Source organism: Campylobacter sp. JMF_15 NE4 (assembly GCF_027737645.1).
Taxonomy (GTDB): Bacteria; Campylobacterota; Campylobacteria; order Campylobacterales; family Campylobacteraceae; genus Campylobacter_B.
Map to the genome: position 1 here is coordinate 49,635 of NZ_JAOVTY010000002.1, position 15,273 is coordinate 64,907.

Annotated in this window: 15 protein-coding genes and 1 tRNA gene; 13 read left to right on the plus strand and 3 right to left on the minus strand. The window is 42.7% G+C overall.

All coding sequences use genetic code 11. The features are described from left to right. Position 1: 1 nt before the first annotated feature. From OFN98_RS04505 to OFN98_RS04560, 12 genes are all read left to right on the plus strand, one after another. Positions 2-382: a response regulator gene (locus tag OFN98_RS04505; RefSeq protein ID WP_270859672.1), complete on the plus strand. Its 381-nt coding sequence runs from the start codon at positions 2-4 to the stop codon at positions 380-382. A gap of 13 nt (positions 383-395) precedes the next feature. Continuing rightward, positions 396-472: transfer RNA gene (locus OFN98_RS04510), tRNA-Arg, on the plus strand. A gap of 101 nt (positions 473-573) precedes the next feature. Then, positions 574-1,128, plus strand: coding sequence for a nicotinate (nicotinamide) nucleotide adenylyltransferase (gene nadD, locus OFN98_RS04515; protein WP_270866716.1), 555 nt, complete (start codon positions 574-576; stop codon positions 1,126-1,128). Continuing rightward, positions 1,116-1,451 (plus strand): ribosome silencing factor, encoded by a 336-nt coding sequence (gene rsfS, locus OFN98_RS04520; RefSeq protein ID WP_270859674.1) that lies wholly within the window; start codon positions 1,116-1,118, stop codon positions 1,449-1,451. Before nadD ends, rsfS begins: the two co-directional genes overlap by 13 nt. After that, positions 1,451-2,818 (plus strand): sodium-dependent transporter, encoded by a 1,368-nt coding sequence (locus OFN98_RS04525; RefSeq protein ID WP_270862138.1) that lies wholly within the window; start codon positions 1,451-1,453, stop codon positions 2,816-2,818. The genes rsfS and OFN98_RS04525 overlap by 1 nt, the downstream gene beginning before the upstream one ends. Positions 2,819-2,824: 6 nt before the next feature. Next, positions 2,825-3,406 carry a LysE family translocator gene (locus OFN98_RS04530; protein ID WP_270859676.1) on the plus strand — a complete coding sequence of 194 codons (582 nt, stop codon included), beginning with the start codon at positions 2,825-2,827 and terminating at the stop codon, positions 3,404-3,406. Positions 3,407-3,420: 14 nt separating this feature from the next. After that, positions 3,421-4,692: a uracil-xanthine permease family protein gene (locus OFN98_RS04535; RefSeq protein ID WP_270871420.1), complete on the plus strand. Its 1,272-nt coding sequence runs from the start codon at positions 3,421-3,423 to the stop codon at positions 4,690-4,692. A 187-nt stretch (positions 4,693-4,879) separates the two neighbouring features. Beyond that, positions 4,880-5,380: a cytochrome c nitrite reductase small subunit gene (gene nrfH, locus OFN98_RS04540; RefSeq protein WP_270859678.1), complete on the plus strand. Its 501-nt coding sequence runs from the start codon at positions 4,880-4,882 to the stop codon at positions 5,378-5,380. A gap of 21 nt (positions 5,381-5,401) precedes the next feature. Then, complete coding sequence (locus tag OFN98_RS04545; protein WP_270862141.1) at positions 5,402-7,081, plus strand: ammonia-forming cytochrome c nitrite reductase subunit c552; 1,680 nt, start codon at positions 5,402-5,404, stop codon at positions 7,079-7,081. A 141-nt stretch (positions 7,082-7,222) separates the two neighbouring features. Further along, positions 7,223-8,404, plus strand: coding sequence for a tryptophan synthase subunit beta (trpB, locus tag OFN98_RS04550; protein ID WP_270874216.1), 1,182 nt, complete (start codon positions 7,223-7,225; stop codon positions 8,402-8,404). Next, on the plus strand, positions 8,397-9,143 hold the full coding sequence (trpA, locus tag OFN98_RS04555) for a tryptophan synthase subunit alpha (RefSeq protein WP_270859681.1): 747 nt from the start codon (positions 8,397-8,399) through the stop codon (positions 9,141-9,143). The genes trpB and trpA overlap by 8 nt, the downstream gene beginning before the upstream one ends. Positions 9,144-9,155: 12 nt before the next feature. After that, entirely contained in the window at positions 9,156-10,262 is a 1,107-nt protein-coding gene (locus OFN98_RS04560) for a hypothetical protein (RefSeq protein WP_270874217.1), read from the plus strand. Between the two features lie 206 nt (positions 10,263-10,468). Here the strand turns inward: OFN98_RS04560 and OFN98_RS04565 are convergent, their stop codons facing one another. Next, positions 10,469-10,906: a hypothetical protein gene (locus tag OFN98_RS04565; protein ID WP_270876629.1), complete on the minus strand. Its 438-nt coding sequence runs from the start codon at positions 10,904-10,906 to the stop codon at positions 10,469-10,471. Positions 10,907-11,107: 201 nt separating this feature from the next. After that, a complete protein-coding gene (locus OFN98_RS04570) occupies positions 11,108-13,015 on the minus strand; it encodes a zinc finger-like domain-containing protein (protein WP_270874219.1) in 1,908 nt (635 codons plus the stop codon). A gap of 150 nt (positions 13,016-13,165) precedes the next feature. On the opposite strand from OFN98_RS04570, the gene OFN98_RS04575 reads away from it, so the two are divergent. Next, positions 13,166-13,744, plus strand: coding sequence for a PAS domain-containing protein (locus OFN98_RS04575; RefSeq protein WP_270859685.1), 579 nt, complete (start codon positions 13,166-13,168; stop codon positions 13,742-13,744). Positions 13,745-14,181: 437 nt separating this feature from the next. Here the strand turns inward: OFN98_RS04575 and serC are convergent, their stop codons facing one another. Next, positions 14,182-15,267 (minus strand): phosphoserine transaminase, encoded by a 1,086-nt coding sequence (serC, locus tag OFN98_RS04580; protein WP_270876630.1) that lies wholly within the window; start codon positions 15,265-15,267, stop codon positions 14,182-14,184. Between the last annotated feature and the right edge of the window lie 6 nt (positions 15,268-15,273).

Genomic DNA, 15,273 nt, shown 5'->3' on the forward strand with positions numbered 1-15,273 from the left:
GATGAAAGAATTAAAAGTTTTGATGATTGATGATGACCTTATAAATTTGAAACTATTAGAAGTTATGATAAAAAAATATGGTAAATTTACCACAATCCTCCAAGCCAAAAACGGCTTGGACGGATTGGCCGTATTAGAGGCAGAGCCAGTGGATTTAGTCCTACTTGACATTGTTATGCCTGTAATGAACGGCTTAGAATTTTTAGATAACTTGCATTCTAGGGAGCATATCGCACATATTCCTGTAATAGTTTTGACCACAGATGAAACTGCAAAAAGAGAGGCTTTAAATAAAGGCGCGTATGACTTTATGACTAAGCCAATCGATTATTCAGATTTACAACGCAAGCTAGATGATGTTATGAACATAATCGGTGATTAATTTCACCGATTTTGTCCTTGTAGCTCAGCTGGATAGAGCGCAAAATTCCTAATTTTGAGGCCGTGAGTTCGAATCTCGCCAGGGACACCACCTATTGAATTTCAAATCAAATTTATTAAAATTTAACCCCTTTATAAAGCACAAAACGCTATAATCGCGCCAAATTTTAAGGCAAAAGTTTAAGGATAATAGTGAAAATCGCACTTTTTGGCGGGAGTTTCGATCCGCCTCATGCCGGACACGACGCGATAGTAAAAGAGGCCCTAAGCGCAAATTTAGCCGATTTGCTAGTGATTATGCCGACTTTTATAAATCCGTTTAAGTCCGAATTCACAGCCCCTCCAAGCCTGCGCCTAAAATGGTGTCAAAGCCTTTGGGGTGAGCGCGAAAATATCCTTATTAGCGATTACGAAATCTCGCAAAACCGCAAGGTTGCGACTATTGAAAGCGTGAAATTTTTAAAGCAAAAATTTAACCCTAGCCAAATTTACCTCATCATCGGCGCAGACAATCTCGCCGAACTTGAAAAATGGCAAAATTTCGAGCAGTTGCGAGATTTGGTTTGCTTCGTGATCGCCACCAGAGAGGGCGCAAGTATCCCCACAAAATGGGCGAATTTGCCAAAAATTAATATTAATGTTAAAATCTCTTCCTCATCTTTTCGTGCTAGCTTAAAGGGCGAAATTCCAGCGCAAATCAAAGATGAAGTAATAAATTTTTATAAAGGAAAAAAATGCAAGAAGTAAGACAAAGAGCCGAAAAAATCGCTCATATCCTAAGCGAAAAAAAGGCCGAAAATCCCCAAATCATCGACATGAGCGAGAAAGAATACATAGCTAAATTTGTAGTCATCGCCACGACCTTTACCGGTCGCCACGCATACTCGCTGATTGAAGAGATGAAAACCACTCTCAAACCAGCTGGCGAGGAATTTTTGGCGATTGAAGAAGGCGATGATTGGAGTGTGGTCGATTTGGGCGATATAATCGTGCATCTTATGAGCGATACATACCGCGCCAAATACGATATCGAGGACTTTTTAGCAAAACTTAAAAAAGAAGAGTTCTAATGGAGCGTCAAACTTGGAGTAACAAACTCACCTATATCCTAACCGTCGCAGGCGCAACAATCGGCTTTGGTTGCACCTGGCGTTTCCCGTATTTAGTCGGCGAAAACGGCGGTGGGGCGTATGTTTTTGTATTTTGCGTAGCGATGATTGCGCTTGGAATTCCAATGATTTTGGTCGAAAATGTCATCGGGCGCAGGGCGCTAAGAAATTCAGTCGATGCCTTTGGTGTGCCAAAACTTAATGGCGAGAAAATCTCGCAAAAATGGAAAATCGTAGGCATTATGGGGCTAATTGGCGCGTTTGGAATTTTGGCTTATTATATGGTACTTGGCGGCTGGGTTCTGACATACATTATCAACATAATCAATGGAAATTTCAATCTCTCCGCCCCGATAACAGACCCAAAATTTACGGAAAATTTCTACAACGCAAATATCGAAAACAACCCGCTTTGGATTGGAATTTACACATTTATTTTCGTCAGCATTAACTGGTATATCCTAAAAAAGGGCATAATAGATGGAATCGAAAAATTTGTCAAATTTCTCATGCCGGCACTTTTTTTGTGTTTTATCGCGGTTATTGTTACGAATTTGACCCTGCCTAGCGCGACAGCGGGCGTGGGGTTTTACCTTAGTATCGATTTTGCCAAAATCACGCCAAAGCTTCTAATCGATGTGCTAGGGCAGGTATTTTTCGCCCTATCTTTGGGATTTGGCGTTATGATTACCCTTTCTAGCTTTTTAGACAAAGAAGAAAATTTAATCCAAACCGCCACACTCACAGCCGTGATAAACACGATAATTGCGGTGCTTGCGGGATTTATGATTTTCCCTGCGCTCTTTTCTGTGGGCTTAGAACCTACAAAGGGCACGAGGCTAGTGTTCGAATCCCTGCCTATCGCGTTTTCGTATATGCCATTTGGCAATCTAATCGGCGTCGTGTTTTTGTCGATACTGCTCATCGCAGCACTTACCACATCGCTTACGATTTATCAGGTTTTGATAAATTATGTCGAGGAAAAATTCAACCTCACCACCATAAAATCCACAAATATCGTGCTTTTGGCCATTTTTGTGCTAGGAAATATCCCTTGCATACTTTCAAGCAATATCTTGGGCGATGTGCAAATTCTCTCTCGCTCGATATTTGACGCGTTTGACTTCGTGAGCGCAAATATTTTCTTTGTCCTAACAGCCTTGATGTGTAGCCTTTATGTGGGCTGGGTGCTAGGCGATGACGCCGTGTATGAGCTCACGAACGGCGGCAAACAAGGCGCAGGTTTAGCCAAAATTTGGCTAGTGTATGTGCGCTTCGTGCTACCACTAATCATAGCGGTCGTCTTTGTGTATGGAATTTTTGGATAGAAATTTATGATTTTATTTTTTCTTACAATGTTTCCGATTTCGCTAATGCCGGGCATTAATATGATTTATGCGCTAAATTTAGGCATGTCGCATGGATACGCGCGCTCGCTTCCTGCGCTCATAGCCCAAACTATCGGCATTGCGCTCGTTTCGCTTGCTTGCATTTTGGGCATTGCTGGGCTTTTGATAACGCACCCAAGCGCACTTTTTGTGATCAAGGTTTTGGGCGGAATTTACATTTTATATCTTGGAATTTCGCTTTTTAGAAGCAACGGAAAATTTGAAGAAAAAGAGCAAAAAATAGAGAAAAATTTATTCGCGCAAGGCTTTGTGATTTCTACGACAAATCCCAAAGCATGGATATTTTTCGCCGCGATTTATCCTAAATTTATCGATGCTAACCAAATTTTGGGTTATTATAATTTCGGCTTAATCGGCGTAATGTGTCTAAGCGAGATTATCGCGCTTAGCGTGTATTCGCTTGGCGGAACGATTTTGAAAAATTTGCTTAAAACACATTTGCGATATTTAGAGATTTTTTGCGCGATTTTAATGTGCGTAATCGGAATTTTGATGATTTTTAGATGATTTAAGGAGGGAAAATGGCAGAGAGGTATGAAGGATATAATTTTAGGCTAAAAGATTCGCTTTTAGGCGTGCAGTTTCTGTTCGTAGCATTTGGCGCGCTAGTGCTGGTGCCGATTTTGACAGGACTTGATACTAATGTTGCGCTATTTACAGCTGGTATTGGAACGCTTGTTTTTCAGCTTTGCACGAGAAAGCAGGTCGTGCCGATATTTTTGGCTAGTTCGTTTGCGTTTATCACACCGATAACTTTCAGCGTATCGCAATGGGGTGTGAGTGCGACAATGGGCGGATTAATGGCGGCAGGTTTGCTCTATGTAGCACTTAGCTTTGTGGTTAGATACAAAGGCGATGGCTTCATACACAAGCTCTTGCCCCCAGTCGTCGTGGGTCCTGTCATCATCGCAATCGGCCTAATCCTAAGCCCAACAGCTGTGAATATGGCTATGGCAAAGGATATCGACGCAATCCCGCAAACCACCGCGCTTATCATCGCTTTTATCTCGCTAATCGCCACGATAATCGCCATAATGTTTGGCAAGGGTATCATCAGGCTTATACCGATTTTATCTGGTATTTTCGTGGGATACATCGCCTCACTGTGCTTTGGGATCGTGGATTTCTCGCCCATTAGCAACGCGAAGTGGTTTTCCATGCCAAATTTCAGCGCACCAAGCTTTAATCTAAATGCGATTTTATACATGCTTCCAATCGCCATAGCCCCTACAATCGAGCATATCGGCGATATTTTGACGATTAGTAATGTAACAAAGGAAAATTTCTTAAAAAACCCAGGGCTTAAAAGCACGCTTTTAGGCGACGGTTTGGCGACCACGGCAGCTGCGTGTTTTGGTGGTCCGCCAAACACCACTTATAGCGAAGTTACAGGCGCTGTGCGCTTAACCAAAGCCTTCAACCCAGCCATTATGACATGGACAGCCATAACTGCGATTTTGCTTGCATTTGTGGGCAAGCTAGGGGCATTTATCGCCACAATCCCGGTGCCTGTCATCGGCGGAATTATGATTTTGCTCTTTGGAATCATCGCTTCTGTGGGCATGGAATCTCTCATCAAAGCCAAAGTTGATCTGTCAAATCCGCGAAACATGGTCATAATCTCGCTAATCTTGGTCGTTTCAATCGGCGGGTTGGTGCTGGATTTTGGTTTTGCTAAATTTAGCGGAATTGGCCTTGGAGCAATCGTGGGCGTGGTTTTAAATTTAGTTCTACCAAAGGTCGATAAAATCGAAGAAATGGACTTCGAGCAGCTAGAAAGCGACGAAGAATAAACTCAAAATTTAAAGATAAATTTGCAAAAATTTATCTTTAAATTCCTACTAAAATTCCAAATAAAAAAAATTTGTAATAAATTATAATTATGTAACATTTTAAGCAAATTTATTGATTTAAATCAATAAATTTTTACTAAATCGTGCTAAAATACCAACTTAACAAATTTTAAATGAAAGGAGTGCTTTGATTACTAACAAATCATCACAGAAAAAGCCTTTTTCTGTAGCCGGCCTCATTCTTTCAGCCTTGATAGGCTTAGTGTTTGGCTTCGGTGTTTTTACATTTGTCTATGCAGACGGCCTAGTGCATCTTAGCAAAGATCCAATCGCCTGTAAAAAATGCCATGTCATGAACCAAGTCTATGAGAGCTGGGAAAAAGGTGGTCACCAGCATGTCGCTACTTGTGGTGATTGCCACTTGCCACACGACTTTGTCGGCAAATGGCTAATGAAAGCAGAAAGCGGTCTTCACCATGGCTATGCTTTTACTTTCAAGGACAACCCGGTAGCTTTTTCAGCTAGCCCTAAGAGCAAAGCAATCGTGCAACAAAACTGCATCGAGTGTCATAAAGAGTATGCTGAACCAGCGATTCACGCTAAACAAGCAGGTGGCTCAGATGTCCAAAACGAAGCCCTTAGTTGCGTATCTTGTCATAGACAAGCCGGACACGCCCATAATTATTAAAATTTAAATAGGAGTACCATAATGAAAAAACTTTTTGCTACCGTTTTTGTCATCGCGGCACTTGCAGGTGCTGGCGTCCTTGCGCTTTTCGCTGACATTAACAGTAAAAAAAATGAGGATAGAGAATATCCACTAATGCTTACTAAGAACGACGATACTGTTCCAAATATCCAAGAGTGGGGTAAAAATTTCCCAAGTCATCTTGATATGACTTTGAAAATGAAAGACATAAATTTCGAGACTGATTGGGCTGGTTCATTACCATACTCAAAACTTCGCCGCTTCCCAGCTGCTAGCGTATTTTGGAAGGGCTATGCGTTTGCGGTAGATTACAATCGCCCAAGACTTCACTACTATTCACAAATAGATCAAATGGAGACTAAACGCAACAACAAAGAGTATCTAAATTCTCACGGATTGCCTAAATTTAACGGTCAACCAGGATATTGTATGAACTGCCACAGCGGTCATATCATGGCTATAATGAGCGATCCTGATTATAAAGAATTACACGATCCAGCTACTCGCCCAGAGTCATTTAACCAACCAATGGGTTATTTCGACAATGACAAAGAAAATGGCGTATTCAAAAAAGAAGCATGGACAAAAATGAACTCTATCCCATACTTCGATGTTGTTAAAATGATCACTAAAAAACACGGCGAAGATCCTCACGGCGGCGCTCAACTAGGTTCAGCCTGTGCAGACTGCCACCACCCAGATGATATGAGCCTACGCGTAACTCGCCCAGGATTTGTAAATGCAATGGTTGAGCGTGGTTATGAAGCAGATCCTAAATCAGGTATCAAAGGCACAAGAGTAGAGATGAGAAACTATGTTTGTATGCAATGCCATGTCGAATACTATCCAGGCATGAACTCTACACTAGTTTTCCCATGGGCTAAATGGAAAAAAGATGAGCCTTTCAAAATCGAGAATTTCGATGAATACTACGATGAGAAAGCTGCAAATGGTCAGTTCAAATTCGACTACAAACACAAACTAACTGACGCTCCAATCGTAAAAATGCAACACCCAGAAGCAGAGCTATACTCTACAAGTATCCACGCTAGAAGCGGTGTAACATGCGTAGATTGCCACATGCCATACAAACGCGAAGGTGCTAAGAAAATCACAAATCACACTATCCAAACACCTTATGCTGACATCACTGGTGCTTGCAAAACTTGCCACATGCAAAGCGAGCAAGAGCTAAAAGATAGAATTTCATTTATCCAAAATCGCTATGCGTTCGAGCTTAGAAAATGTGAAAACAACCTAATGGCATTTATCCAAGATGTCGTTACAGCACGCGAAGAGCTAGCTAAACACGAGCAATTCTCAGGCCTTGATGCTGACGCTCAAAAAGCAGCTATCAGCGAGGCACTAAAAGATGTTCTAGCTTACCACAGAAAAGCTCACATTCGCTGGGACTTCGGATTTAGCGAGAACAGCTACGGATTCCACGCTCCACAAGAAGCAAGCAGAATCGTAGGACAATGCCAAACTATCGCAAGAGAGGGTCAAGCAGCACTTGTTAATGCCCTAGCTCCATACGGTATCACAATCGCTCTACGCCAAAACGCAGACGAGATCCCTGAGCCAGAGGTTATCACATCTCACAACTACCCAACAGCGATTGATCCTTCTGATAGACTCAAAAAACTTGACGAGGATATCAAAAATATGAATTTTAAATAATCTTTGATTGATTGAAATTCAGCTGCCCCGAGCAATCGGGGCATTTTTTTTGCCCTAAAATTTTAAAATTTAACCTTCACAAAAGCACTATTTAACGCTAAATTTTGTATAATCGCCAAATTTTATTTTTGAAGGACGCTTATGAACGCAAAGGCATATTTTGGCGCATTTGGAGGGCAGTTTGTCCCAGAAACTGCGATGTTTGCGCTAGAAGAGTTAGAGGAAGCTTACGATAAAATTTCAAAAACCAAAGAATTTCAAGACGAGCTGGCAGATTTGCTGAAAAACTACGCCGGTCGCCCTAGCCCGCTTTACCACGCTACGCGCCTTAGCGAGCATTACGGGCATGAGATTTATCTCAAACGCGAGGATCTAAACCACACTGGCGCGCACAAAATAAACAACGCCCTAGCCCAAGCATTGCTCGCCAAAAAAATGGGCAAAAAAAAGGTCATAGCAGAAACCGGCGCAGGTCAGCACGGCGTGGCGACTGCGACAGCTGCGGCACTTTTGGGTTTAGAGTGCGATGTTTATATGGGTGAATTAGACGCACAAAGACAACAATTAAACGCATTTCGCATGAAGCTACTTGGCGCAAATTTAGTCACCATTTCTGACGGATTAAAAACGCTCAAAGAGGCCACCACAGCGGCAATTCAAGCATGGGTAAATGAGATTGAAAGCGTGTTTTATGTCATCGGCTCGGCTGTGGGACCGCACCCATACCCTGCTATGGTGCGCGATTTCCAGCGCATTATCGGCGACGAAGCCAAAGCACAAGCCACAGAACTTGGCATTAAGCCTGATTTCGTCATCGCCTGCGTGGGTGGCGGAAGCAACGCGATTGGAATTTTCACTGCGTTTTTAGACGATGAGAGCGTAAATTTAATCGGCGTCGAAGCCGCAGGACTTGGCGTGGATACCCCTTATCACGCTGCGACTATCACAAAGGGCAAACCCGGCATAATCCATGGCATGAAAACTATCGTTTTACAAAACAAATACGGCATGATCGACCCGGTCCATAGCATTTCAGCAGGGCTTGATTATCCGGGTGTGGGCCCACAGCACGCGCATTTGCACGATATCGCTCGCGCCAAATACGCCGCCGTCACAGACGATGAGTGCATAAACGCGCTTAAACTTTGCTCGCGTTTAGAGGGCATTATCCCTGCGATTGAGAGCTCACACGCCCTAGCCTATCTCGAAAAACTCTGCCCAAATTTGAAAGAGAAAAAAACCATAATCGTAAATGTCAGCGGACGCGGTGATAAGGATATGAACACCGTAATGAATTATCAAAAAGGAACAATCTATGGATAAGATAGCAAGCGCATTTAAGGGCAAAAAGCCAAATATCGGCTACATCGTCGCAGGATACCCAAGCGTGGCGCACACGAAGGAATTTTTATCAAATTTAGACGCTGGCGCGCTTGATTTGCTAGAAATCGGCATACCATACTCAGACCCAATCGCCGATGGCAAAGATATTTTTAACGCTAGTTTTAGCGCCGTGCAAAATGGCGTTACCACAGACACGGTGTTTGAAATTTTAGGCGAAGTAAAGACGCAAAAACCGCTAGTTTTTTTAGTGTATTACAATCTAATTTTCGCTTACGGCGTGGAAAAATTCATAGAAAAATCCGCGCAGTGCGGGATTAGCGGATTTATAATCCCTGATTTGCCATTTGAGGAAAACGAGGAAGTATTCGCTCTGTGCCAAAAATTTAACCTTGCCCTAATCCCGCTAATTAGCGTTACTAGCGAGCATAGAGCCACGAGGCTTTTAAGCAGGGCGAGCGGATTTATCTACGGTGTGGGCGCGATCGGCGTAACCGGCACGAAGCAAACCCCGCTAGATAGGCTAAAAAACATGGTCGCAGACCTGCATAAAATGAGCGATTTGCCAGTGGCTATTGGCTTTGGAATCCGCACCAAAGAAAATGTTTCAGAAATCAAATCCTTTGCCGACGGCGCGATAATCGGCACTGCGATTGTGAATTTGTGTGCGAAATTTAGCGGAGCCGAGCTACAAAAACAAATCGCAAATTTATTTGAATAAAGAAAGAAAAAAATGAGAAAACTACTTTTAATCTTACTTGCAAATTTCGCCCTCGGGGCAAATTTATTACAATACGAAATTTTCAACAACGACGATAGCGTCGATATCGTGCTCTCTTTCGACTCGTCGTATGAGCCAGATATCACGCGCACGATTGACGGGCAGTCTATGAGCCTAGTGCTAAAAAACCTAGGCAGCGAAGAGAAATACAACGAAATGCGCACCAACCAAAAGGTTTTGCGCGGATTTACTATCGCGCCTAAGGGCAACAATGTCGAAATCAACTTCCCCACAGGGGCAAATTTGATCGCAAATGCGATTTCGCAAGACGCGAAATTAAAGCTCTCGATCAATATCAAAAACCCAAATTTCGACCAAAGCCAAATGAGCGTTTCGCCTAGCCAAAGCGAAACCGAGCAAGAAAAGCCTAGCTCAAATTCTGGCCTTGGCTGGATACTGCCCGGCATTGTCATTTTGCTACTAATCGGCGCAATAATGGTGCTCGTGCGCAAATTTAAGGGATTTAAAGGGCGCAAAAGCATAGATGATACCTGGGAGCAGTTCAACTCATCTGTGCTAGAACGCCAAAGTAGCGACGAGAGCGAGGATTTAAGCGCGCAGGGTGGTGAGCGTAGCTATGAAGCGCGGGCAAATTTCGACGATGAAATCAGCGACGAAGTAGCCCAAAACATATCCTTCACCCAAGAGAGCGAAAAATCGTGGCAAGAACTAGCCCAAAGCGACGAAATAGAGGAAGTCATGGCGGAGGAATACGAGCCACGCGACGATAAATTTGACGATGAAATGCAAGATGAAATAGAAGAAGAATTTGAAGAAGTCCCACAAAACAGCGCTTTTCAAAACACTGCCCCGAAAAACACTGCGCCGCAAAGCTCGTTTAGCTCAGAGCTTAAAGAGCGTTTGGAGGCTAAAAGCGATAAAATTTCAGCCTTTGAAAGCGTTTTGCGAAATGAAATCAAAGAGAGCGTGAGCGCAAGCCCTAGCGATATCGGCGTCGAGTTTGTCAAAGAAATCGACGAAAGTAGCACCGCTGTGGTGTTGAAATTTGCTGGCAAAAAACACCTTGTCGTGCTCAAAAACTCAAATATCATCGAATAATTCTAAATTCAGGGCGAAATTTGGTTAAATTTCGCCTTTTTTATCTTTCTTATCTTATTTTATACACTCATCTTGTAATTTTTGTGCTTTTCCAAATTCTACATAATTTTAGAGTATGTCACAAATTTGGACAAGTCATATCTTTTGTATCGTAAAAATTATATATTTTTTGCATTTTTTACAACGCACAAATTTTTTCAATAATTTTATTTATTTAATTTTGCCATTTTTTTATATATCAAAAATTCAAAAAATAAATTAGCGTAAATCAAAATAATCACATAAATATGTATGAAAAAAACAAAAAGGCAAAATAAAAAAGTAATTGATTCTAGGCTATTCTTTATAAATTCTATATATGAAACAATAGCTGCAAAAGCAAAATAAAAATTTGGGACAAATATAAGCAAAATCGCAAAAACGCTGACTAAAAAATTACCATTATCACTCAATTTGTAAAAAACATAATAGGTTTTGTATATAAAAATACCGCCAAATAGGTAACCTAAAAAAATAATAATATTAATCATCAAACTATCATCAGATCCAAAATTACGAAAATGCAAACAAGTCGCCAACATAATAATCAAAACTCCAATCAAATATAAAATCCAAGAATTTTTGTTTTTTGCAGTTTTTGACATTATGTAAAATTGCTTTATTTTGATTAAAAGCACAGAAAATAAAGCAAAATAAACCAAACCTAAATTTGTAAAGATTGTATCTGGGTGAGAATCTATACACAAAACACAAACGCTGACTATAAGTAATTGAATATGTATATATCTCTTATATTTTTTTAAATCAGTTTTTATTAAGTGCATTGTTCAAATTCTTTTTCTATATTATTCTAAATTCTGCTTCTTTTTCACAGCCTCGTAAATTTCATCTACGCTGGTTAAATTCTGCTCGATAAATTTTTGCGCGCTTTGGCGGGTTTTGCGACCAAAAATCCCATCTTGCTTGGCTCCGACAGCCTTTTGGATAAAGAGGATTTTCTCTTTTTGACTGATATTTGCGCTATCGTTTGCATCGCGGATTATCACGACGGTGAAATTGCCCTCGTCCTTTATCGCCACTGGCGCGCTCGCGCTATCCTCATGGCTAAATTTCGCGCACAGCTGGCTGGCTAAATTTTCAAATTTGCCCGCAAGCGCGATTTTTGGGACGCTGTTTTTAGCCGCTAGTGCCCCATACACGCCCCCTGCTAGCACAAAAACAGCCAAAATTTTCGCAAATTTCACAAACGCAGGGCGATTTCGCAGACTTCTGCGATACCCGCTTGGGATTTCGCGCTGTTTTATCAGCGTCCAAACGCTACTTAGCCCCCACAGCACCGCACCGCACACGCCAGCAGCCAGAGCGAAAACACACAACGCACCCAAAATCCCCACTAGCGCGCTTTTGCCTAGCGCCCCCGTCATAAATCCACACGCCCCAAGTGCGCCTAGCACCCACACTATCGCGCCTAGCACGCCCCACACAGCGCGCGAGTGCGTAGGCGAGACCCTATCTAGACAGCCCCTTATCATCGCGCTCATATTTCGCGCCATTTCATCGCCAATAAAGCCCTCGCATGAGCGTTTTACGATATTTGTAGCCTCGTCCTCGCTAGGATTTGGCGCGCTAGCGATTTTTTTCATCGCGCTATCAAGCACGGGCTGAGCGGAATATTTCTCGAAAAATCCATAAGCCTGACGCGCACTCATACCGCCTTGGGATTGAATTTTGACCAAATTTATGGCGTCATCGGCGAATAAATCATCGAAAATTTTAGGCTTTATAAAGATACTAAGCGGATCGCCAAAGCCCACCAAAACATAATTTTTATCAAAAATTTCAAACCTTAGCTCGACCACCTTGCATTTGCCGATATATTCGGCCTCGCACGCACTTTCGCTAAGCTCTTCCCCGCTTTGGGTAAAGGCGATTTTGCTGGAAATAAATTCTAAATTTTGCGCGCACAAATACGCCAAAAATTCATCATTATAAGCGATTTGGCGCAGTCCGATTCTAGCGCTTGCACTTGCATTTGCGCAAACGCTTCTAGTGCGGATAAAAAAGCCATTTCCCGCGCATACTTCGCAATCGCTCCAACCAGCCCCGTCGCAGGCTTTGCACTTCAATTTCCCTGTGCCAGCGCATTTTTGGCACTCTTCATAGCCCGCGCCACCGCATTTTTGGCAGGTTTGCACGCCCTCGACCATTTTGGTAGAGCCGTCGCTTTGCTCCCTAATATATGTGGCTGGGATCTGACCTGCGCCTGCGCAGACAAAGCAGGGCTGTTTGCCCGCACCCTCGCATGCCAAGCAATCTTGCGTGCCTGAACCTGCGCATTTTTTGCAGGCGATTTTGCCCTCTTGGGCGCATTTTTCGCAACCCTCATAGACGCTAAATGGGCTAAATGAATAATACCTTTGCTGTGCTTGCGCGCTTGCGATTGCCGAATTTGCGCCCTCTCTTAGCGAACTAAGTAAAATTTCATGCAGTTTTTGGCTGTTTTTGGCCTCGCTCATACACTCGCTTGCGTGCGCTTCAAACCCCGCTCTATCCTTGCCAAAATGGATTGAGGCGTTTTCTCCACCAGCTACGACCTCATCGCTAAATTCGCCGTCAAATTCCCATTTAATGGAAATTTTGACCTCGCTAGGGAAAAAGTCCCCCCTAGCATTTCGCAAATCGCTAGCCTTGGCAGAGTTTTTGTCGATTAAATTTCGTAATTTTTGTATCAGTGCTTCGTATATTTCGTCCATTTCATCGCCTCAAATTTAATCCTTAATTATAATCAAATTTTGCTTTATTATTTTTCAAATTTCGCCCACCAAGGCGCAACTAGGATAAAAATTTTGTTTTATAAGCAAATTTAAATTATAATCGCTTTATAAAAAAGGAAAACGGACAAAATGAAAAAACCAACCCCCAAAAACGAAGAAATTCGCCTAGAACCCGATCGCTACATCGTATCCAAAACCGATACCAAGGGCTTTATCACCTTTGCCAACACTTATTTTTGCTATATTTGCGGATACAGCGCCGATGAGCTTCTAGGCTCGCCACACTCGATTATACGCCACCCAGACATGCCACGCCTCGCCTTTAAAATGATGTGGGACGAGATAAATCAAGGGCATGATTTTATCGCGCTGGTTAAAAATTTAGCCAAAGACGGGCGGTATTATTGGGTGATGACAGAGTTTCGCCCATACCGCGATCCCCTAAGTGGCGAGATTTACGAGCATACCGCATATCGCAAGGCTCCGCCACGCTCTGCGATTGAGACAATTGCGCCGATTTATGCCAAGCTTTTGGAGGCTGAGAAAACAGGCGGGATTAAGGCTAGTAAGAAAATTTTGGACGAGCTTTTAGCTAGCAAGGGCAAAACTTACAAAGAGTGGATTTTGGAGCTGACACTACGCAAAGATACATTTACCGATAATTTTTTCCGCACAATGAGAAATATCTTTAACCGCGGCGAGATTTGAAATTTTGCATTATTCATTGTCGTTGTAAGCAGGCGCGCGTTTGATTTGTCATTGCAAGAATTTGCTCAATTTGTCATTGCGAGCGAGTGTAACGAGCGTGGCAATCTACGAATTTAAAATTTTAAAGTCAGTATTTTGCAAATTTATCGTTTATGAATTTCAAACTCGTAGATTGCTTCGTCGCTATCGCTCCTCGCAATGACATAGCGAGCAAAATTTGCATAATCTGTCATTGCGAGAATTTGCGTAGCAAATTCGAAGCAATCTACGAATTAAAAATTTAAAGTCAGTTTTTTTACAAAATTTGCCTAAATTACTTCGCGCGTTGCGCTTGCAATAAGAATAATTTCGACTCAGTATTTTGGAGTTTGCGCTAGCGGAATTTGAAGAAAATGGCTAAATTTAGCCTTTGCCAAATTTAGCCTGGATTTTAAAATTTAGCCGTTTTTGCGGGCGAATTCGTTCATAAACTCCACGAGAGTTTTGACATTTTGCGCTGTGATTGCATTGTATAGCGACGCGCGGATTCCGCCTAGCACGCGGTGTCCTTTGAGCCCAATCATACCAGCCTTGCTAGCCTCGTCGATAAATTTCGCCTCGACCTCGGCCCCGCTTGCGATATTAAAGCTAATATTCATCAAGCTTCTGCTATCTGCTCTCGCATGCCCAGCGTAAAATCCGCCGCTCGCGTCGATTGCCTCGTATAAAATCGCAGCCTTTTGCTCGTTGCGCTCAGCCATTTTGGCTAGACCGCCGATTTCGTTTTCGATCCACTCTAACATCAAATCAAGCATATAAATTCCAAAGGTATTTGGGGTATTATACATAGAATCGGCGTTTGCTTGGGTTTTGTAGCGCAAAATCATAGGCGTGCTGGTATCATCAGCCCTATCAAGCAAATCCTCGCGGATCGCCACCATTGTTACACCTGCCGGACCGCCGTTTTTTTGGATACCACCATAAAACAGCCCCACGCTTGAAATATCCACAGGCCTAGAAAACAAATCGCTCGAACTATCCACGACTAGCGGGCATTTGCACTTTGGTAGAGCCTTATACTGTGTGCCATAAATCGTATTATTCGAGCAAATATAGCCATAATCGGCGTCGTCGCTGAATTTCACCTCTGGGATATGGTCGAATTTGCTCTCTTTGCTACTTGCGATTACGCGGTGATTTATGCCTAAAATTTCCGCCTCTTTTATGGCTTTGTTCGTCCAGTTGCCGGTGTTTGCGTATTCGGCGTAGCCATTTGGCGTCATCAAATTCATAGGCACTTGCGCGAACTGCAAACTGCCGCCGCCTTGCAAAAACAAAATTTTAAAATTCTCGCCAAAGCCATAGAGCCGTTTTACGCGCGCCATTGCGCTATGTAGGACTTCCTCGAAAATTTTGGTGCGGTGAGAAATCTCGATAATCGAATATCCATGACCCTTGTAGTCGGTAAATTCGGCCTTGGCGTGCTCTAAAACGCTTAACGGGATCGTGCTAGGACCAGCGCTGAAATTAATAACTCTACTCATTTTGCC